This window comes from Rhodopirellula sp. MGV, assembly GCF_002251265.1.
GTDB lineage: Bacteria > Planctomycetota > Planctomycetia > Pirellulales > Pirellulaceae > Stieleria > Stieleria baltica_A.
This window is the reverse complement of record NZ_NPDI01000074.1, coordinates 1-20,053: the sequence shown is the minus strand read 5'-3', so window position 1 is coordinate 20,053 and position 20,053 is coordinate 1. Positions and strand designations below refer to the sequence as shown.

Annotated in this window: 13 protein-coding genes; 8 read left to right on the top strand and 5 right to left on the bottom strand. The window is 56.2% G+C overall.

What is annotated here, in order from left to right; translation table 11 throughout:
• Positions 1-176 precede the first annotated feature (176 nt).
• Together CGZ80_RS25930 and argJ are read right to left on the bottom strand one after the other, a co-directional pair.
• Positions 177-1,175 (bottom strand): transporter, encoded by a 999-nt coding sequence (locus CGZ80_RS25930; RefSeq protein WP_094418595.1) that lies wholly within the window; start codon positions 1,173-1,175, stop codon positions 177-179.
• A gap of 604 nt (positions 1,176-1,779) precedes the next feature.
• Positions 1,780-2,970 (bottom strand): bifunctional glutamate N-acetyltransferase/amino-acid acetyltransferase ArgJ, encoded by a 1,191-nt coding sequence (gene argJ, locus CGZ80_RS25925; protein WP_094418594.1) that lies wholly within the window; start codon positions 2,968-2,970, stop codon positions 1,780-1,782.
• 282 nt (positions 2,971-3,252) lie between these two features.
• On the opposite strand from argJ, the gene CGZ80_RS25920 reads away from it, so the two are divergent.
• From CGZ80_RS25920 to CGZ80_RS25910, 3 genes are all read left to right on the top strand, one after another.
• Positions 3,253-4,272, top strand: a complete 1,020-nt coding sequence (locus CGZ80_RS25920) for an ABC transporter ATP-binding protein (RefSeq protein ID WP_094418596.1) — start codon at positions 3,253-3,255, stop codon at positions 4,270-4,272.
• Positions 4,269-5,231: an ABC transporter permease subunit gene (locus tag CGZ80_RS25915; RefSeq protein ID WP_094418593.1), complete on the top strand. Its 963-nt coding sequence runs from the start codon at positions 4,269-4,271 to the stop codon at positions 5,229-5,231. The genes CGZ80_RS25920 and CGZ80_RS25915 overlap by 4 nt, the downstream gene beginning before the upstream one ends.
• 62 nt (positions 5,232-5,293) lie before the next feature.
• Positions 5,294-6,691, top strand: a complete 1,398-nt coding sequence (locus CGZ80_RS25910; RefSeq protein ID WP_094418592.1) for a DUF58 domain-containing protein — start codon at positions 5,294-5,296, stop codon at positions 6,689-6,691.
• Positions 6,692-6,709: 18 nt separating this feature from the next.
• Here CGZ80_RS25910 and sdhB read toward each other — a convergent pair whose 3' ends face one another.
• The 3 genes from sdhB to CGZ80_RS25895 form a co-directional block, all read right to left on the bottom strand.
• On the bottom strand, positions 6,710-7,561 hold the full coding sequence (gene sdhB, locus CGZ80_RS25905; protein WP_094418591.1) for a succinate dehydrogenase iron-sulfur subunit: 852 nt from the start codon (positions 7,559-7,561) through the stop codon (positions 6,710-6,712).
• 77 nt (positions 7,562-7,638) lie between these two features.
• Positions 7,639-9,624: a succinate dehydrogenase flavoprotein subunit gene (gene sdhA, locus CGZ80_RS25900; RefSeq protein ID WP_409994568.1), complete on the bottom strand. Its 1,986-nt coding sequence runs from the start codon at positions 9,622-9,624 to the stop codon at positions 7,639-7,641.
• A gap of 75 nt (positions 9,625-9,699) precedes the next feature.
• Positions 9,700-10,590 carry a succinate dehydrogenase cytochrome b558 subunit gene (locus tag CGZ80_RS25895; RefSeq protein WP_094418589.1) on the bottom strand — a complete coding sequence of 297 codons (891 nt, stop codon included), beginning with the start codon at positions 10,588-10,590 and terminating at the stop codon, positions 9,700-9,702.
• Between the two features lie 352 nt (positions 10,591-10,942).
• Between CGZ80_RS25895 and CGZ80_RS25890 the strand changes: the two genes are divergently transcribed.
• From CGZ80_RS25890 to cydB, 5 genes are all read left to right on the top strand, one after another.
• Complete coding sequence (locus CGZ80_RS25890) at positions 10,943-12,394, top strand: GntP family permease (RefSeq protein ID WP_094418588.1); 1,452 nt, start codon at positions 10,943-10,945, stop codon at positions 12,392-12,394.
• Positions 12,395-12,525: 131 nt separating this feature from the next.
• On the top strand, positions 12,526-14,001 hold the full coding sequence (locus tag CGZ80_RS25885) for a DUF1501 domain-containing protein (RefSeq protein ID WP_094418587.1): 1,476 nt from the start codon (positions 12,526-12,528) through the stop codon (positions 13,999-14,001).
• Positions 13,998-16,991: a PSD1 and planctomycete cytochrome C domain-containing protein gene (locus tag CGZ80_RS25880; RefSeq protein ID WP_094418586.1), complete on the top strand. Its 2,994-nt coding sequence runs from the start codon at positions 13,998-14,000 to the stop codon at positions 16,989-16,991. Before CGZ80_RS25885 ends, CGZ80_RS25880 begins: the two co-directional genes overlap by 4 nt.
• Positions 16,992-17,235: 244 nt before the next feature.
• Complete coding sequence (locus CGZ80_RS25875) at positions 17,236-18,729, top strand: cytochrome ubiquinol oxidase subunit I (protein ID WP_094418585.1); 1,494 nt, start codon at positions 17,236-17,238, stop codon at positions 18,727-18,729.
• Complete coding sequence (cydB, locus tag CGZ80_RS25870; protein WP_094418584.1) at positions 18,716-19,753, top strand: cytochrome d ubiquinol oxidase subunit II; 1,038 nt, start codon at positions 18,716-18,718, stop codon at positions 19,751-19,753. Before CGZ80_RS25875 ends, cydB begins: the two co-directional genes overlap by 14 nt.
• Positions 19,754-20,053 lie beyond the last annotated feature (300 nt).

Here is a 20,053-nt window from a genome sequence, read left to right as displayed (position 1 = left end):
CTTTAACAAGATCCACTACGGGGCAGGCTCATTCGCATCGATGGTCCTATCCGCTGACGCACAGCAAGACCGACAAGCCGAACTCATCACGGAATACGGGTAGTGGATCTTGTTAATGATCCTGCGGGAAGAGGAAGACAAATAGACCAGATATTTAACAAGATCCACTACCCGCGTTACCAGGCTTTGGACCAACTGGCGATGACTGAATAGTCGGTTTCCAACTGAATCCCGTCCAGGTCTTGCGCGATCGTGGGCACGAATTCGAAATTGAAGTAGTGACCGTTCTTCATGAACTGAGTCCCTATTCCCATGTTGTACCAATAGCCGCCGCGGAAGCTTTCCACGTTGGTTTCGATCACCATGTTGTTGGCCGTCGGGTCTTGACCCTCATAAGCGGTCCGCCACAGGTGCTCGCCACGCAGTGAAACGGCCCAGTTGTCAGTTAACAGAACGCTGGTCCAGCTGTTGAATCGGAACTCGTCACCGACACTGTACCCGCGATAATTGCGTCCGATCGGCAAGTCGGTTTGGAACTGATACCCGAACGACCACCAGTCGCAGTAGCGTTTGTAGGTCAGGCCTGGTTTGGCGTTGAACGTTCCGCTGCCAAGTCGCATCGGATACGGCAGCGGCTGTGAAACAGCACCGGCAGTCGGAATCGTTGATTCTCGATAGATATCCCCGGTCGGAACGCTGCAGCCGAGATTCGCGATCCAGTCTTGGCGTTCGTCGCTATAAAGACGAATCAATGCGCCCATCGACGTGTCACCGAAACCACTGTTGTGCGTGGTGAAGGACGTCCCGCGTCCGCCAGGATTCATGTCGCCGCGGATGTGGTCCATCGTCAAGCTTGGCAACATCAGCATCGTGTACAACGTGACGTTCTCGGTGGCGCCGTACATGACGTGCATCATGTGCATTTCCATCGTCATGTCCGTCGGCGCGGCGCCGGCATTCGTTTGGATGCCGTTGACGTTGATCCCTGCTGGCGGACCGGGTGGCCCAATCGCATCGGCATCCGACACCTTGTTGTCGCCGATCCGATTGTCTTCCATGGACATCACCATGTACTTGTACTCGACCATCCATTTGCCTTCGTCATGAAGGTGATCGCCCATGATCCCGGCAGGCGCATGCTTGTCGGCGAGCGACTTGCGACCCTCATCGGCCATCGCATAAGAGGATGACGCGATCGCTAGCGCCAACGTCAGTCTACGTAACAACATGGAACCCGCCTGAGTCTGGTATCGAGTGGCATAGAAATTCAATGTCCGACCAGAATTCACATCGGCAGGTTTACGCCGCGCGGTGTTGAACTCACCCCGACAACCCAGTGAGTTCGAAGATTACACCAAGCACGATCGCGCCAATCGACAAGCTTTAACAGCTCGCAGCGTTACTAGGAACACCGTCGTGGATCTTGTCAACGATCCTTCGGGACGAGGAAGATATGCGTCCGGATCTTTAACAAGATCCACTACCCGCTTTTACCTGATGTGTTCGGATTGTCTGTCTTGCTGCGAGTCAGCGGTTAAGACCATCGATGCGAATGAGGCTGCACCGTAGTGGATCTTGTTAAAGATCCTTCGGGAAGAAGAAGACAAATAGCCCGGATCTTTAACAAGATTCACTACCCGTATTCCGTGATGTGTTCGGCTTGTCGGTCTTGCTGTGCGTCAGCGGATAAGACCATCGATGCGAATGAGGCTGCACCGTAGTGGATCTTGTCAAAGATCCTTCGATGAGCGCGCGTGGGTGGTTTGTGCTGACGGTTATTTATGTGGTGTATTCGCTGTTGAAGCGGACGTATTCGCAGGTCAGATCGCTGGCCCAGCGGGTGGCTTCGCCGGGTCCGTCGCCGACGGTCAGTTCGATGTCGACTTCGGGAGTGGCTTTCATGGTGCGGCTTAGCGCGGCGGCTTCGAAAGGCAACGGCGCTCCGTTTTCGAAGATTTTTGTCCCGCACACTTCCAAGGTCGTCAGGTTGGGCTGGATTGGGAATCCGGCGTATCCGGCGGCCGAAACGATTCGGCCCCAGTTTGGGTCACCGCCGGTCATCGCGGTTTTTACCAGCGGGCTTTCGCCGATTGCTTTGGCGATTCCGTTTGCGTCGTGATCATCTTTTGCACCGGTGACATGAATCTTCATCACGTGCTGGGCACCTTCGCCATCGGACACCAATTCACGCGCGAGTTGCGTGCAGATGTCATTCATCACTTCGGCAAACGCCGCCTTGTGTTCGGCGGTGATTTCCACGCCACTTTCGCCGCTCGCCAACGCCAACAGGGTGTCATTGGTGCTGGTGTGACCGTCGACGCTGACACGGTTAAAGCTTAAATCGGCCGCCTCTGTTAAAAGCTCTTTCAACATCTCTGGAGCGATCGCGGCGTCGGTCATCACGACGGCCAACATGGTCGCCATGTTGGGAGCGATCATGCCGGCACCTTTGGCCATCGCGGACAGCCTGACGGTGACGCCACCGAGTTTGACTTCACGGTGTGCCGTCTTGGGACCTTTGTCGGTCGTCAAAATTGCCGAAGCGGCCGCTTGAAAGTCGTCGATGCTGTCGCCAAGTTTATTGCCGACCGAGTCGATTCCGGCTTTGATGCGTTCCATTGGCAGTGGCTTTCCAATGATTCCGGTGCTCATCACCAGAACCTGCTCATCAGACGCACCGATTTTCGTTGCAACCAATCGACACATTTCGGCAGCGTTCAATGCTCCCTGTTCGCCGGTGCAGGCGTTCGCATTGCCACTATTGGTGATGACAGCACGAATCGATGACGAAGGCGTACGGCTTTTGCATAGCGTGACGGGAGCAGCAACGATTTGGTTGGTGGTGTAGACGCCAGCGGCCGCGACTGGCTGGTCGCAAACGATCAGTGACAGGTCCGGACGTCCACTGGCTTTGATTCCACAAGTCACTCCACCAAAACGAAATCCACGTGGCAGTACATTCTCTGGCATCAGTTCGGTGGCCCTTGATTAGCAATGTTAAAGAGTGGTGAATCAGCTTGTCTAAGCCGAGCGGTACAACAGCAATGGTTATTGTCACAGGGTGACGTGCGAATCAGGAATTGTCACCGACCGGGGTGAAATGCCGTTTATCGCGGTCCGGATTTTACGGTTTGACTTTGGTTGACAATAGACGTGGACTTATCACCGAAGGTTCGGAAGTAAACAATGGGCACTTCCCGAGAACGATTGTCACACACGACGCAGTACGACAACTTGATTGCAGTTTCGGAAATGAACGACCTTGACGGCCACATGGACCTCGAACCGGTAGTGACCTGCCGTGAGTTATCCAAACGATACGGTGAATTCCAAGCTCTGGAGGAATGTGACCTGACCGTTCGCCAAGGCGACGTCTTCGGGCTGCTAGGCCCCAATGGTGCGGGAAAAACGACGCTCATTCGGTCACTGTTGGGCTATTTGCAACGATCGGGTGGTGATGTTCGCGTTTGTGGTGTCGACCCGAAACTGGACTCCGTCGAAGTCCGTAAGCGTGTCTCGTATCTGCCAGGCGACGCACGACTGCCGCGGCACTTGCGCGGCGAAGGGGTACTCCGGTTTTTCGCTGACCTCCATCCCCTGGGGGATTATCAGCGAAGCCGGCAAATTGCGGACGAGTTGGAGCTCGATACCCGCCGGCATGTCGGGATGATGTCGACCGGCATGCGACAAAAACTGGCACTGGCCGTAGTCCTCGCGCCAAAAACACCGCTGCTGATTCTGGACGAGCCGACCGCGAATTTGGACCCTTCGGTCCGCGCGAGTGTGCTGCGGTATGTCACCGACGCCCACCGTGATGGCCGGACGGTGATGTTTTCGTCTCACGTGCTGAGCGAAATCGAAGAAACCTGCAACCGAGTCGCGTTCCTGCGCAAAGGACGCTTGGCACGTGAGCTGGTGATGGCGGAACTGTTTCAACGCCATCGCATCTGGGCTGACCTACCAACCGGTCGCACGATCGAATCCACAAGGCAGTCCATCCCAGAGTCCTTTTCAAGTCAAGTTCAGATCAACGCGATTGACCATGGGACTGACGAAAGGCCCAACGCGATCCGGATCGAAACCTCCGGCGACTTGGCCCCAATGCTCGGATGGCTTGCAACTTTGCATCTCGAACGAATGCGGATCGAGCCGCTGGGACTGCGTGCGATCTACGATTCCGTTCATCACCAACAGGCCGACGATCCACGTGTTGCCCCCGACTTGGATGCGAACGAAACCAATCACGAGCTGACCGGCGAGGTGTCCCAATGATTGATGCCGCAATGGTCCGCAGCTACGTCAAACAAGCGATGTTGTTGTTCTTCGCGCTGGCAATCGCCTTGTTCGCGTTCGCGTGGGTGCGTGTTTGGGTGGTCAGCTTGTTGGACATGGGACAGTTTCAGACGATTTTGGAACAGTTCCGTGACTTTGAAAAGTTTGCCCCGATCAGCTTCGATTCGCTCTTCACCTATCAAGGTCGTGTCGGCATGACCTATGACGAGCCCATCATCATCATCTGTGTCGTGATCTGGTGTATCTCACGTGGCAGCGATGTCGTCAGCGGCGAATTAGGACGCGGCACCATGGAAATGTTGCTTGCCCAACCAATTCGACGTACCAGTTTGTTGTGGTCACACGCACTGGTTGCGGTCGGCGGTCTGACGCTGTTGTGTTTGTTCGTGTGGGGCGGCTTGGCGATCGGCGTTCATCTGACAACGGTCAAGGAAACGCAACCGACGCCGATGGTTCAGGTTCCAGTGTTTGGCTGGGAGGTCCCGCTACAACTTGGCGAACCGATCAAAGAATCGTTCCCGCTTAGCGAACGCGTTGATCCAGCGGTCTTTGCGCCCGCGACCTTCAACCTGTTCGCGTTCGGCTTTTTTCTGCTGGGACTCTCGACGTTCTTCAGTTGCTGTGACCGATATCGATGGCGAACGATCGGGATCGTAATGGGCATCTACGTTTTGCAGGCGGTGATGTACGGTCTCGGCAAAGCGACGGATTCACTGCAGTGGCTGCTGAACCTGTCCTTTTTCAGTTGTTACAAGCCTCAGAAATTGGTCAACATGACCGGTGAAACAGGCAGTTCGCTATGGAGTCTGACGACGACATTACCGGACGCCGCCATGCCCCCCTTGGCATATCCGTTGTTGTTGATGATGCTCGGGATTGTGTTCTACGCCCTTGCCGCCAGAACGTTCAACCGACGAGACCTCCCGGCGCCGGTTTAGCGAAAGTAACAGGTTTATCGCTAAGTGACGCTTCGCAGAGTCCCAGGTGGTAAACTATTGGCATGATCAAACCAGCCAACTCGCCCGGTTCGCAATCGCCTCCAGCGGCCGATGCCAGTCATTCGGAGCCGTCCGGGTTGTTCAAACTGCTCGCGGCTGCTTCTGCGGTGCTGCTGATCGGATTGCTTTTCGGAGCGTCTTTGTGGGTGTTGACCGCGATTGTTGCGGCGTCGGTCATTCTGCTGAATCAGTATCTGGCCAAAACCTGGGCAACCGCCACGATCGCGACACGTCATGGGCGGAACGAAGAACTGCATGTCGGTGAATCGTTCTCGGTCAAATTAAGCCTGCAAAACACGTCGCGTTTACCCGTCGTTTGGCTATTGGTCGAAGACCTTGTTCCACACTGGGCGACGATCCATGATCCTCCGACATTAAAGGTCACTGGTGAGCGGGTCCAAGTGCTGTTGCTATGGCCCAACCAAACTCGCGATCTCGAATACACGGTCAAATGCAACCGCCGAGGCTATTTTCAGATCGGCCCAACGGTGCTGGAAACCGGCGATGTCATGGGACTCTATCGCCGATTCCGTGTGGGTACCGAACCGCAGTACATCACCGTTTTGCCAAAGGTACTGCCACTGGAAGGCTACGACATCGCTTCACCTCGTCCGATGGGCGAGATCCGCATGCGGGCGAACGTACTAGAAGACCCGACGCGATTGCGTGGCATTCGCCAATGGCAACCGGGTGACCCGATGCGTCGTGTCCATTGGTCGGCGACCGCGAGAACCGGAATCCTGCACAGCAAGGTCTATGAACCCACGTCGATTGCTGGTGCCACACTGGTATTGGACCTGCATGTTGAAACCAATCCTACCAATCAAGAACCAATCCGTACTGATTTGGCGATCACCACGGCGGCTTCGATTGCGAGTTCATTGATGGAGCAATCACAGCCCTTTGCGATGGTGACCAACGGACGAGACGCTGCGGACCGCATACGCACTGACGGTTGGCGTGGCGACCATCGCATTCGAGAACAGGCCCAACGTTCGGCGCAACGGACCAACAAAAATGACCGCTTGCGTCCAGTCATCGTTGATGTCGGACGTGGCCCGCTACAGTTTCAGAAACTGAGAACTCAACTGGCTCGGCTCGAGAGAAGCGACGGGATGTCGTTCGCACAGCTTTTGATCGAAGCCGAATCGCGAATCAGTTCAGAAACCACACTGATCGCGATCTTTCAGAAAGCGACTCCAGAAACAATCGCGACTTTGGTGGGCTTTGCACGCCGCGGCAAAGCAGTCGCAGCGGTCATCAACACCATCGATTTCAACGAATTTGGGCAAGCCGCTGGGCCATTGATCGCCGCGAATATCCCGACGATGCAACTGGCCGATGAGAACTCTATTCGCGATGTCTGCCGAGCCTCGGTGGGCTCGCTCAGACACAGCTAATCGCTTTCGCGACGCTGCTTACTTTTCGAACCACTTGCGGATGGTGTGCAGGGTGGTGGCTCGTCCAGCACGAGCGATCGAGGTGGTCAGCGGAATTTCCTTGGGGCAAACCGCGACGCAGTTTTGAGCGTTGCCGCAAGCCTGGATGCCACCTGGGGCGGTCAAGGCGTCCAAACGTTCGCCTTCCAACGCTTTGCCGGTGGGATGATTGTTGAACAGCATCGCTTGCGAAATCGCATGCGGGCCAACGAACGCTTTGTCGAACGCGTCGTTTTTTCGAGCGTCAAAGGCTTCGTCGCTTTCGCCTGGCTTTTGTTCCAGCTCGATTTTCGTGTATTGCGGGCATGCTTCGACGCAGCATCCACAGCTCATGCACTGACTGAGCGGGTAGTTGCGTTCTTGCATTTCACGCAATTGGCGTTCACCGCGTCCCATGTCGTAGTAGCTGTCGACGGGAACCCAAGCTTTGACGCGTTTGAGGCCACGGAACAAACGCGATCGATCGACCATCAAGTCGCGAATGACAGGGAACTTCGACATCGGTTCCAGGACCAACTCGTCAGGATTGTCCTCCATCAGGCGGTCAACCAACGCACTGCAGCTTTGGCGGACGCGGCCGTTGATGACCATCGTGCAAGCGCCACAGACCTCTTCCAAGCACCCGCAGTCCCAGCAAACCGGAAACGACTTGTTGCCATCGGCGTCTTTGCCAAGTGCCGCGATCCGCTGGAGGACCGTGATGACGTTCAATTCCGGCTCGTAGGGGATCTTGAACAATTGCCAATACGGCTCTTTACCAGGACCGTCCTGTCGCTTGACACGAACGTTGATAAACTCAGGGCGTTTCGCATGTTGGTCGAAAGCAATCATGGAGTCAGCCTATTTGAAACCTAAAGGGATTTGGATGTTTTGGGCGTTGCGAACGGAACGGGAACTAACGTGCGAGATCAAGCGGAGGCGGCGGGTGCCGCGCCTGCTTTTTTGGCTTCGGCACGCTCTTTGAACACCTGTTCGATGATGTCCGCGCCGACCAGGCCATACAAACGTGGTCGTGGTTGAATCAGTGACGTATCGACCGCTTCGTAGCTTAGCTTTGGCTTCATCGAAGCATTGTCGTATTCGGCGATCGTGCTTTTGAGGAATTTTTCGTTGTTCTTGTCGAACTCGTCCAGCCACTCTTCCGCCTGTTTGCGGCGTTCGGCGGGATCCTCGGCGGTCAAAGACGGCCTTTGGAATTCCGGCTTGTAGTGTGCCCCGCGGCATTCATCCCGTTGCAACGCGCCTTGCAGAATGCACTTGGCGATCGGGAACATGTCTTGAAGCGACTTGGAGAACAACACGTTCTGGTTGGACCAGCCACCGGTGTCCGACAAGCTGACCTTCATCGCACGTTCGTGCAGTTCGTTGACGGTTTCGATCGCGTCTTTGAGTTGATCGTTACGGCGGACGACCGTTGCGGCGCGAGTCATCACATCGCCCAGTTCCTGGTGAATCAGGTAGGGGTTTTCGTCGCTGCTGGAGTCGCCTTTGAGCAAGCTGTCGTGGCGGTCTTGCTGTTTTTTCACCGCCGAATCGATCTCGCTGGATGCAAGGTCGGCGTGTCCTTCGGATTGGTTTTCGATGTAGTTCACGATCGAAGGACCGGTGAACAAGCCTGTAAAGATGCACGACAACAGCGAGTTCGCACCCAAGCGGTTTGCACCGTGGTAGTGGTAATCGCATTCACCGATGGCGTAGAGGCCTTCGATGTTGGTCATGTGGTTCTTTGGTGCGCCAGGTTCCAGACCGCCGGCCGCGGTGCGGACATAGTCGGCCCACAAGCCGCCCATGCTGTAGTGGACGGCCGGGAAGATCCGCATGGGCTCGATTCGAGGGTCGACGCCTTGGAACTTTTCGTAGATCTCCAGAATACCGCCCAACTTGCGGTCCAATTCGCTTTTGGAGATATGCGTCAAGTCCAAGTAAACGCACATCCGCTCGTCATCGACGCTCAGGCCTTCGTTGACGCAGATGTCGAAGATTTCACGCGTTGCGATGTCACGTGGAACAAGGTTCCCATACTCGGGGTAGCGTTCTTCCAAGAAGTAGTAACGGTCCGCGGCGGGAATGTCGCGTGGCGAACGGCTATCGTGTGGTTTACGTGGAACCCAAACACGGCCGCCTTCGCCACGAGCCGATTCGCTCATCAGTCGCAGTTTGTCGCTGCCTGGGATCGCGGTCGGGTGAACTTGGATAAATTCGCCGTTGGCGTATTTGGCGCCTGCTTGGAAGCAGCGGCTTGCCGCGCTACCGGTGCAGAACACGCTCATCGTGCTGCGTCCGTAGACCAAACCGCAACCGCCCGTTGCGACGACGACCGCGTCGGCGGGGAACGATCGCATTTCCATTGACACCATGTCTTGTGCGACGACGCCACGGCAGCGACCGGTGCTGTCTTGGATCAGCCCCTGGAAATCCCAGAATTCAAACTTGCGAACCTTGCCTTCACTCTCGCGGCGGCGCACCTGTTCATCCAGTGCGTAGAGCAGTTGCTGCCCGGTGGTCGCGCCGGCAAATGCGGTTCGTTTGTAAAGCGTCCCGCCGAATCGACGACGGTCGATGAAGCCTTCGCCGGTGCGGTTAAACGGAACGCCCAGGCGGTCCATCAAGTCGATGACTTTGGGAGCCCAGTCGGCCATTTCTTTCACTGGCGGCTGGTGGTTCAAAAAGTCACCGCCGTAGACGGTGTCGTCGAAGTGTTTGAACTCGTTGTCACCCAGTTGTCGGGTCTGGTCGTTGCAGCTGTTGATGCCGCCTTGAGCACAAACGCTGTGGGAGCGTTTAACGGGAGTCAAGCTGATCAGGTCAACGTTGATGCCAAGTTCGGCCAATTTCATCGTGCTGGCCAGACCGGCTAGACCTCCGCCGACGACGACGACTCGTTGATTTGCCATGGCGATTCGATTCTTGTTTTCTAAGGTGGTGACTGCGTTGGATTGGATTCCGCCGGACGGTGTCGGCGCTGTGGTTTAGCTGGCTGGGACGAACTCGGTCATCGCGGTCGCTTCGGTATCGCTGACCGCTTCTTCGCCCGCTTCGACATCGGTTGCGCTGTGGTGAGCACGTTTTTCTTCGTTCTCGGGAACCATTCCGGCTTCGACGCCCGCCTCGTACATGCGGTTTTCGATGGCTTCCATCGCTTGTGCGTCCTCTTCGCCTGGGATTACGGCGCCAGCCCAAGCTGACAAAGAGATAACCGTCAAAACGATGCCGAACGCCACGCAAACTTTTGTCGCGCGAGCCTGTGCCGCGGGGCTAATCCAAAGCCCCCAGGTAATCCCGGCGGTCCACAAACCGTTGGCAAGGTGATAGACCAGCGACAGCATGCCGACCAAGTAGATCGTCGGCCAGACGACGCCCCAGCCCCAGTCCATCGCACGGACCAGCGAGCTACCGGCGTTGTAGGGCGAGAACATGCCAAATCCGATGCCGTTGATCGAGTTGATCCACCACTGGGCGTGGAAGCCGCCGTGAAGGTGCATGATGTGCAAGAACAAATAGACCAGCCCGATCATGCCGGTCCAGCGTTGCCACGAATAGCGTTTGTTACTGGCGAAGCGATATTGACCGCTGTTGGTGCGTCCGGTTTTTGCAATCCAAACACCCAAGATGGCGTGGAACAACAGTGGTGCGAAGATGAACGCCCACTCGATCAGCGGCAACAACTTGCCGGGGCTGTGGATCATGAACACGGCCCGCTGAAACGTTTCGACGCCATTGAGCAGGCTGGCATTGGTCGTCAGGTGAACGACCATGTACAAGCCCAACGGCACGATGCCCAACAAGGAGTGAATTCGACGAATGGCAAATTCGTGCTTCTCGAAAAACGAGACCTTGGTTTCAGAAGGACTGTCGGACACGTGACTGATTGACCGGTTGTGTGAGGATTGAAAACCCGTCCGCGACCGACTCGGCCCCGGAGTTCACCTTACGAATGCTGGTTCAACATCGGCTAAGAACATTCTTTTGTCGAGTCTAGGTCATCAATCGTCCGGCACCAATGACTTCACACCGGCACAGGCGTTGATGCAGCTCGTTCAAGACGTCTCGGCAACCCTTTGTAACCAACAAACGATTGCTCGGGGGACGGCGACCACGCCCGCCCTCGAATTCTGCTAAGTTTCTAGCTTGCATAATCTACGCCCCTTTCGATCTGTCGACCAGATCGACTGATTGCCGCAGTCAATTTTGCTCCCCGGCTGACAAACCTTGATGAATATTTGGTGGATTGTCGCGCTCGCGATTACCGTCGTTCTCGTCTGTATCTTGCGTTTTCGCCTGCACGCTTTCATGACGCTCTTGTTAGCGGGACTTCTTGTCGCAGGCCTGACCGATACCGCCAGCCTGCAACAACATGCAGACCGCGAAGTCGCTGCCGAACGCTTCACCCCTAAAGAAGCTGAGTCATTCCCGCACAGCAGCCCCGTCAAGCGTTTGTCCGGCGAATTCGGCAACACCGTCGGCCGGATTGGAATCCTAATCGCACTCGCAAGCGTGATCGGCGGTTTGCTTAGCGAGTCCGGCGCGGCGAACACCATCGTCGCTCGAATCCTTGCGATCACGGGCCCGCGACGAGCCCCCGAGGCACTTGCCGTCAGCTCGTTCATCATCGGCATCCCCGTTTTCTTTGACACAGTGTTCTACCTGATGGTGCCGCTTGCCAGATCGATGCGAAAAGCGGTCGGTAAAAACTATGTGTTGTTCCTGTTGGCGATCATGGCCGGCGGCTCGATCGCCCACTCGCTGATCCCTCCAACGCCGGGGCCGCTGCAAGTTGCCGAGATTCTCGGGATCGATGTCGGCGTGATGTTGATCGCTGGTCTCGCCATCGGTGTGTTCAGCAGCACTCTTTCGCTCGCCTCCGCCCGCTTGATCAATCACTTCGTGCACGTTCCCTTTCGTGAAAGTGAAGCAGACGGAACGATACATGCGATTGACGAATCACAGATGCCAACCGAAACCAATGAAGATGAAAAGGTAATGCCGGGACTTTGGATGTCGCTATTGCCGATCATCGTGCCGGTCGTCTTGATCACTCTTGGCAGTGTGATTCGCTATGCTCTCGATGCCGGACATCTATCGAGCGGAGATGCGACCGAAGCGATGCTGTTTGTCGGCGATAAAAACATTGCCATTGCCGTCGGAGTCGCCTTGGCGTTCCGCTTAGTCGGATTCATTGACAAAGACCGACGTCAGACGCTGGTCAGCCGTTCGTTGGCTTCGGCAGGCAACATTATCTTGATCACTGCAGCTGGCGGTGCGTTCGGCAAGATGTTGTATTACGCAGGCATCGCGACGGCAGTCAGTGACTTGGTGGATACGGATGCCGGATTGGTGCTGTTGCCGGTCGCGTTTCTGGTTACTGCCGCCATTCGGACTCTGCAAGGCTCAGCCACCGTGGGGATGATCACCGCCGCAGGCGTTCTGCAAGGATTTGCATCGAGCGAAAGTTTGCCGTTTCACCCCGTTTATTTGGCGATGGCAATCGGCGCCGGCAGCAAGCCGGTGTCTTGGATGACAGACAGCGCGTTTTGGGTGATCACCCGAATGAGCGGGATGACCGAATCGGAAGGCTTGAAAACGCTGGCGCCGATGAGCACTGCGATGGGGCTGTCGGCGTTGGTTGTCACCGTCATCGCCGCGTGGCTGGTCCCGGCGGTGTAGACACCCCCTCCAGCAGAGCCGCTTAATTGAGGAGAATCAACGGCAAGGTCGTGTCACAGCCGGCAAGCTCCATCAGCTAGAATAGACTGTCCCGCCTACTATCCCACCTTTGATTCCATAGCGAGTCCGACATGGCAAGCCATCATTGTCGACGCTTTCGTGACCTGCCCCAGTCCCGTCGCCATTGGCTCGGCGAAGTCGGCAGCGGCTTGGGTGCCCTCGCTCTCGGTGCCTTGCTTAGTGAAGCAGACGGCACCGCGCACGCCTCGCCGATTTCTGCGACTGCGGGCGATTCTACTGGCGACGGCCCACTCGCCCCGAAGCCCACACACTTTCCCGCCAAAGCCAAAAGCGTCATCTTTTTGTACATGGACGGCGGCCCAAGCCAAGTCGACACGTTCGACCCGAAACCGCTGCTCAAGAAGTACGACGGGCAAGACCCGGCGAAAACGATCGGCAAACTCGCTCCCACGCAGTTTGACAATGTCGGCAAAGTCCTGGGCAGCCCCTGGGAATTTGCCAAACACGGCGAAAGCGGGATCGAGGTCAGCAGCCTGTTTCCGCATCTGTCCGAAGTCGTCGATGAGTTGGCCGTTGTTCGTTCGATGACGAGCGAGTTTTCGGAACACACTTCTGCGAACTACTTCCTGCACACCGGCAGCGGGTTGCAAGGCCGCCCCAGCATGGGAGCCTGGTTCGGCTATGGCCTGGGAAGCGAAAACGCCGAACTGCCCGGCTTTGTGGTGCTCAATGGCGGATTGATCCCGCCCGGCGGGTTGGATTGTTTCGGCAGCGGATTTTTACCTTCGGCCTATCAAGGCAGCTTGTTCCTGCCGCAGCAGAACCCGATTGCCAACATCAAACCACTCGAACCGTCCTCGCAATTGCAACGCAACAAGCTGGACTTGATCGCGGAACTCGACCAAGACGCTCTTCGCGAAAGCGGTTACGACAACGAGATCGAAACGGCGATCCAAAACTTTGAAGTCGCCTTCCGGATGCAGACCACAGTGCCGGACTTGATGGACCTGCAACAGGAAACGGCTGCCACCAAGCAAATGTATGGTCTGGAGTCTGACTTTCATAACACGCGGACCTTTGGCACCGAATGCCTGGTAGCCCGCCGGTTGGTCGAGCGGGGCGTTCGCTTTATCGAACTGACCTGTCCGGCCGGAAACGGTGACCGCTGGGATCAACACAGCAATCTGTTCGACGGACACACCAAGAACTGCCGCACGGTGGACCAACCGATCGCGGCGCTGATCAAAGACCTTCGGCAACGCGGCCTGCTCGATTCGACGTTGATCGTTTGGGCCGGTGAGTTCGGGCGGACACCGTTCGCGCAAGGCGCAAACGGACGTGACCACAACCCGTTCGGCTTTACGATTTGGATGGCTGGCGGTGGCGTTCAAGGCGGCGTGACGGTTGGCGAAACCGACGAGTGGGGCTATCACGCGATTCGCGACCGATACGAAATGCACGACTTACATGCGACGATGTTGCATCTGATGGGACTCGATCACACTCGCACCACATTTCGGTTTAGCGGACGCGACATGCGTCTGACGGACGTGCACGGCAAACTGATCGAAGGAGTCTTGGCATGAAACGAACCTTCGCAATTTGCATGGTGATCGCGTCGGGTCTGACCGTACGCGGTGAAGACACTCAACACGCCGACAGCGAACAGGCGGCGTTCTTTGAAAACAAAGTCCGGCCGCTGCTGGTCGACAAGTGCTACGAATGCCACTCCGGCGATGAAACCGAAGCCAGCCTGGCACTCGACAGTCGCCAAGGTTGGCAAGACGGCGGCGATTCGGGCGCGGCCATCGTTGCTGGCGATCCCGATAAAAGCTTGATCATGGACGCGGTCCGCTATACCGAAGAACGCGTGATGGGAATGCCGCCCGATTCGCGGTTAACCGACGCGGAACTGCAAATCCTAGAACAATGGATCGCCAGCGGCGCCTACGATCCGCGTGAAGCAACTGCGACGACCGGCAAACGGAAACAATTCGACCTCGACGAACGCTTCGAAACACATTGGTCGTGGCGGCCCATCGCGGATCCGGAACCGCCACAACTAGAGAACGACGATTGGTCACGCGACGACGTCGATCGTTTCATCTTGGCAAGACTTCGCGAAGCCAACTTGCAGCCGGCGGATGATGCCGATCCGCTCGTGTGGCTGCGGCGAGTGAGCTTTGACTTAGTCGGCCTGCCACCGACGCTCGAACAAATCCGACGCATCAATTCCGATCGCTCGGACGAAGCGAAACGACAACTCGTCGACGAGATGCTCGATTCGCCGCGGTTCGGCGAGAAGTGGGCGCGCCACTGGTTGGACTTGGTTCGTTATGCCGACACGTTTGGCCACGAATTCGATTATCCGATTTCCAATGCGTTCCGATACCGCGACTATTTGATCGACGCGTTGAACGAAGACGTCCCCTACGACCGACTCGTCCGCGAGCACCTCGCGGGCGATTTGCTCAAGTCGCCACGTCCGCACCCAACACAGGGATACGACCAATCGGTATTGGGAACGGGCTTTTGGTACCTGCATGAATCGACGCATGCACCGACGGATGTCCTGCAAAACGAAGCCGACACGTTCTCGAACCAGATCGATGTGTTCGGCAAAACTTTCCTCGGTCTGACGATCGCCTGCGCCCGCTGCCACGATCACAAGTTTGACGCGATCAGCACGGCGGACTACTACGCCATGCAAGCGATGTTGGAAAGCAGCTGCCGCCAGGACATCCCGCTGGACCCACACGGCAAACGCAGAGCTCTCGCGGAACAAATGGACGCCGTTCGCAGTGAGTTTGCAGCGTATGTAAATAAAACGCCGAAGCCGACAGACGACGAACTAGGCAACGCCTTTGCAGAACTCGCCGAACGTCATCAGGGTTTCAACGAAGAACGCTGGAACGCGTATTCATCGCAAGCGACTGAAATGGTTGATTTCTGTGGTTGCGAACTGCCCGAAGGCTGGACAACGACAGGAATCGCGTTTCAGTCGGTCGATGATTCATTGCGTTATGCACTGTCAGCCGTACCGGAAGGCCATCGTGCCGGGACGATCGACAGCGGTGTTTATGGGAACACGGCACATGGGACATTGCGATCGCCGACGTTTGAAATCACGTCACCGCGAATCGATATCTGGATGCGTGGCGGTCCTGAATCAACCGTTCGCCTGATCATCGATCACTACGAGATGGCAAAGTTCTCGGCGTTACTCTTCGCAGGAACCAATCGCGAGAAAGGCCAAGTCGACACCGGAGGCGAATTCCGCTGGATTTCACTCGATGGCGATCTCAAGAAATACATCGGGCACCAGGCCTATCTGGAATTCACCGATGCTGGCAACGGTTCGATCGCCGTCGATCAAATTTGGACCAGCGAACACGCTCCCCAGTCACCGCCACCTTCGTTCGTGCAAAAACAATCGGCCGAAGAGGCGATTGCGGAATGCAAACGCAAACTTGCCGCCGGCGAGTCCGATTTACTTGCACGCCAATGGATCGCCTCCCAGTCGTCCCCTGATTTTGCCAAGCGACTGAGTGACCTGACCGGGCAATGGCAACGACCACCGATGGCATTGGGAATGGCGGCCGGAACCCGGCAATCATCGCCCATCTATATTCGTGGTGGGCATTCGAATCATGGCGATTTGGTCGAGCCGCGGAACCTGTCCGCTTTTGGCGGGCAAGCGGGCAGCCGATTAGACCTCGCCAACGAAATCGCAACTTTGGAGAACCCGTTAACAGCCCGCGTTCGAGTCAATCGGGTTTGGCACCACCTGTTCGGACGCGGCATCGTGACCTCGCTCGACGATTTTGGTCCTCAAGGCACCGAGCCCACACATCCGCTGCTGTTGGATTATCTGGCCACCGAGTTTGCCGAAGACGGCTGGTCATTAAAGCGGCTGATTCGGCGATTGGTATTGTCACGAACCTATGGACAATCGGTTGTCGGAAATGCGGCCAACGACGCGAATCAAATCGCAGAAGCCGACCCGACCAACGCGTTGCTGCATCGCATGAATCTACGTCGGTTGGACGCAGAGATGATTCGCGATGGGATCTTGCATAGCGCTGGCAGCCTGTCAGAGCAGATGTATGGCGAGCCGATTCCGACGCACCGAACCGCGTTCATGACGGGGCGTGGTGCACGGGAGAGCGGCCCGCTGGACGGGAACGGGCGGCGCACCATTTACCAAGCGGTGTACCGTAACTTTTTAAATCCGCTGCTTGTCACCTTCGACATGCCCAACCCGTTTGGCCCCAAAGGCCGGCGTAGTCAATCGAACGTGCCCGCGCAATCCTTGGTGATGATGAATTCGCCCTTTGTGGTCGACCAATCGACACGCTGGGCAAAGCGGATTGAATCCGACCCGCGACCACTACGGGAAAAGATCGAAGAGATGGCGATGAAAGCTCACGGCCAACCACTATCCGATCAATCGATTGACAAGATGCTCGAATTTGTCGATTCACAAACTCAGGCACGCCAAGGAGACCGAACCGCCGCACTTGCCGACCTTGCACAGTCAATGTGGGCAATGAAGCGATTTTTCTATTTGCAATAGCATTGCATTTACGATCATTCCGGCTGACACGCTGCGTTGAGTTGTATAAATCGACGCAGGGTTGCGACAAGAATGATGCTTTACGGTCTGTCGCCCAACATCACAATGCTTGGGCGTGGTAGCTTGACTGGCGGTCGGTGTTCCGGCGTTTAATCCCCGGAGGTCAATCCCGACAGTCGATGCGCTGGTGATCAACTCATGGGAGAGGGTCGCCATTTCAATCGCAGACCCAGCATGGTTCGAGATGGACGTCGAAATACTCAGTCGGTTGCAGTTCGCCGGAACAATAATGTTTCATTACTTGTTCCCGCCGCTTTCGATCGGCCTCGGGTTACAGCTTTTCCTCTGTGAACTCGCCTACTTCCGGACTCGCAAACCCGAGTGGGAAATTGCCGCACGGTTTTGGACACGTGTCTTTGCGGTCAATTTCGCGATGGGCGTCTCGACCGGGATCGTGATGGAATTCGAGTTTGGCACCAACTGGGCCGCGTATTCACGTTTTGTTGGTGACGTCTTCGGATCCGCACTCGCGGCCGAGGGCATCTTTGCATTCTTTCTGGAAAGCGGTTTCCTGGCGATTTTGGTATTCGGCTGGGACCGAGTGAAGCCACCGCTGCATCTCTTCAGCACCTTGATGGTGTTCATGGGGTCGGTGTTCAGCGCTGTTTGGATCGTGATCGCCAACAGCTGGCAACAAACACCGGCGGGCTACCACATCGTCTGGCACGACGTTCAAGGGACGCCCATGCCGCGGGCCGAGATCACCGACTTTTGGGCGATGGTCTTCAACCCTTCCTCGGTTGATCGGCTAACACACACATTGACTGGTGCGTTGGTTTTGGGCGCGTTCTTTGTCGCTTCGGTGTGCAGCTACTACGTTCTGAAAGGTCGCCATCTGGATATCGCACGCCGCTGTTTGTCGATCGCCCTGCCGAGCGCGTTGGCCTTTACGTTCGCGGCAGCAATGACGGGCCATGATGCCGCACAAAAATTGGTCGAGACCCAACCGGCAAAGCTCGCCGCGATGGAAGCCCACTTTGAAACGAGCGAGGAACCCACCGGTCTGTATTTGTTCGGTTGGCCTGACGCTGAAAACAAAACCGTCCACTTTGGATTGCAGCTGCCACGGTTGTTGAGCTTTCTGGTTTACAACAACTTTTCCGATCCGGTCCCTGGGATGGATCAAATCCCCGAATCGGATCGGCCGCCAATTTGGCTGCCGTTTCAAACGTTTCACCTGATGGTAGGCCTGGGATCGATGATGATCGCGGTTGCAGGGCTGTCGGTGTTGTTTTGGTATCGAGGCACGTTTGAGGAAAAGCGTTGGCTGTTGTGGACGATCGTTGCCATGCCGATTGCCGCGATGATCGCGAATCAAGCGGGCTGGATCACCGCCGAAGTCGGCCGGCAACCGTGGATCGTCTATCCGTCGGTCCAAGATGGCGTCGCGATGATGGGATTGCGAACGTCCGAAGGCCTCAGCGAATCGGTGACTGCCGATCAAGTCGTCGCCTCGATCGTCTTGTTTGGGATCATCTATGCGTTGCTGTTCGCGGTCTGGATCTTTGTCTTGAACCACAAAATCCAGCATGGTCCCGAAACGGTGGAACAGTTGGCGGAACTGAAAGCTCGCCATCGCAGCGAAGGGATGCAGGAGTTATTTGAGCAGCAGGGGCAAGCACTCGGCGGCCACTTAATGGGCGAAGACTCAACGGAGGGGAACGATGATCGGGCTTGATTACGAAACGCTGACACTGATCTGGTTCTTTTTGCTCGGCGTGCTGCTGTGCGGATACACGATTCTGGACGGATTTGACTTGGGGGTCGGAATTCTCCACCCGTTTATTGCCAAGACCGATGAAGAGCGTCGGTTGGTGATGAATTCGATTGGTCCGCTATGGGACGGCAACGAAGTTTGGCTGGTGACGTTTGGCGGAGCGTTGTTTGCGGCGTTTCCGGTCGCCTATGCCACTGTCTTCAGCAGTTTTTACCTCGCGTTCTATTTGTTGCTGACCGGATTGATTGCCCGTGCGGTCAGTTTGGAATTCCGTTCCAAGGTCCATTCCAAGTTGTGGCGGTCGGTCTGGGACTTTGGCTTTTTCGCGTCCTCGCTATCGGTTGCCGTGCTTTTGGGTGTTGCCGGCGGCAACATCATGGCCGGGATGGAGCTTGGCGCGGACTACGTTTACGAAGGCAGTCTTCTCAGCCAGCTCTATTGGTACCCGTTGTTGGTGGGGGCTTTGACGGCATCGTTGTTCGCGATGCATGGTGCGATCTATCTGTACCTGAAGACGGAAGGCGAATTGCAGGAGCGAGTGTGGAAGCGAATCACGCCGCTGTTCTTTGTTTTTGCGTCGCTTTACTTATTGGTCACTTTGGCAACTTGGTACCACGTGCCACATTCCACAGAAAATCTTTCCGAGTACCCGATCCTCTGGGTCGTGCCGCTGCTGAACTTCTTGGCGGTACTCAACATTCCGCGAGCGATGCATTTGCGGAAGCCGCTGTATGCATTCTTCAGTTCATCGATGGTGATCTTGGCGCTCGCTTCGTTGTTCAGCGTTGCGGTTTATCCGAACTTGATGCTGTCGACGATTGATCCCGCTTTTAGCGTGACATTAGACGACTCGCGGAGCAGTCATCGAACGCTGGGGTTGATGTTGGTGGTTGCGTTGATTGGGCTTCCGTGCGTGCTTTCGTACACGGTGACGATCTATTGGATCTTCCGTGGGAAGGTGAAGTTGGACTCGCATAGCTATTGAAACGCACCTCCACTTATGGCTTGTGAGGTGGCGACTGGGTGAGGGATTCTGAATCAAGTCTTCGGCTAATTTTCATCTTTCTTGTGTTTGCCCGTTGACCACCGGCCGATCATGCATAACAATCCCGCTCATCACTGGGAGACGTCGCCGACAACAAGTCACCGCGACACTCCGAGCGAAACCGATCATTGACAATTTGGTGGTGAAACTTCTGTTGAGTTCAGATATTGAGATCGCTTTTGAGCGATCAGAGCTTGTCTCTGGTCAATCAAAACAATGGCGAATTGTGGGCCGGCTAAC

What these genes read in the sequence shown, in the direction of transcription:
- CGZ80_RS25930 (WP_094418595.1), bottom strand. Translation starts at nt 1,175, where the DNA reads ATGGCCGATGAGGGTCGCAAGTCGCTCGCCGACAAGCATGCGCCTGCC.
- argJ (WP_094418594.1), bottom strand. Translation starts at nt 2,970, where the DNA reads ATGCCAGAGAATGTACTGCCACGTGGATTTCGTTTTGGTGGAGTGACT.
- CGZ80_RS25920 (WP_094418596.1), top strand. Translation starts at nt 3,253, where the DNA reads ATGAACGACCTTGACGGCCACATGGACCTCGAACCGGTAGTGACCTGC.
- CGZ80_RS25915 (WP_094418593.1), top strand. Translation starts at nt 4,269, where the DNA reads ATGATTGATGCCGCAATGGTCCGCAGCTACGTCAAACAAGCGATGTTG.
- CGZ80_RS25910 (WP_094418592.1), top strand. Translation starts at nt 5,294, where the DNA reads ATGATCAAACCAGCCAACTCGCCCGGTTCGCAATCGCCTCCAGCGGCC.
- sdhB (WP_094418591.1), bottom strand. Translation starts at nt 7,561, where the DNA reads ATGATTGCTTTCGACCAACATGCGAAACGCCCTGAGTTTATCAACGTT.
- sdhA (WP_409994568.1), bottom strand. Translation starts at nt 9,624, where the DNA reads ATGGCAAATCAACGAGTCGTCGTCGTCGGCGGAGGTCTAGCCGGTCTG.
- CGZ80_RS25890 (WP_094418588.1), top strand. Translation starts at nt 10,943, where the DNA reads ATGAATATTTGGTGGATTGTCGCGCTCGCGATTACCGTCGTTCTCGTC.
- CGZ80_RS25885 (WP_094418587.1), top strand. Translation starts at nt 12,526, where the DNA reads ATGGCAAGCCATCATTGTCGACGCTTTCGTGACCTGCCCCAGTCCCGT.
- CGZ80_RS25880 (WP_094418586.1), top strand. Translation starts at nt 13,998, where the DNA reads ATGAAACGAACCTTCGCAATTTGCATGGTGATCGCGTCGGGTCTGACC.
- CGZ80_RS25875 (WP_094418585.1), top strand. Translation starts at nt 17,236, where the DNA reads ATGGACGTCGAAATACTCAGTCGGTTGCAGTTCGCCGGAACAATAATG.
- cydB (WP_094418584.1), top strand. Translation starts at nt 18,716, where the DNA reads ATGATCGGGCTTGATTACGAAACGCTGACACTGATCTGGTTCTTTTTG.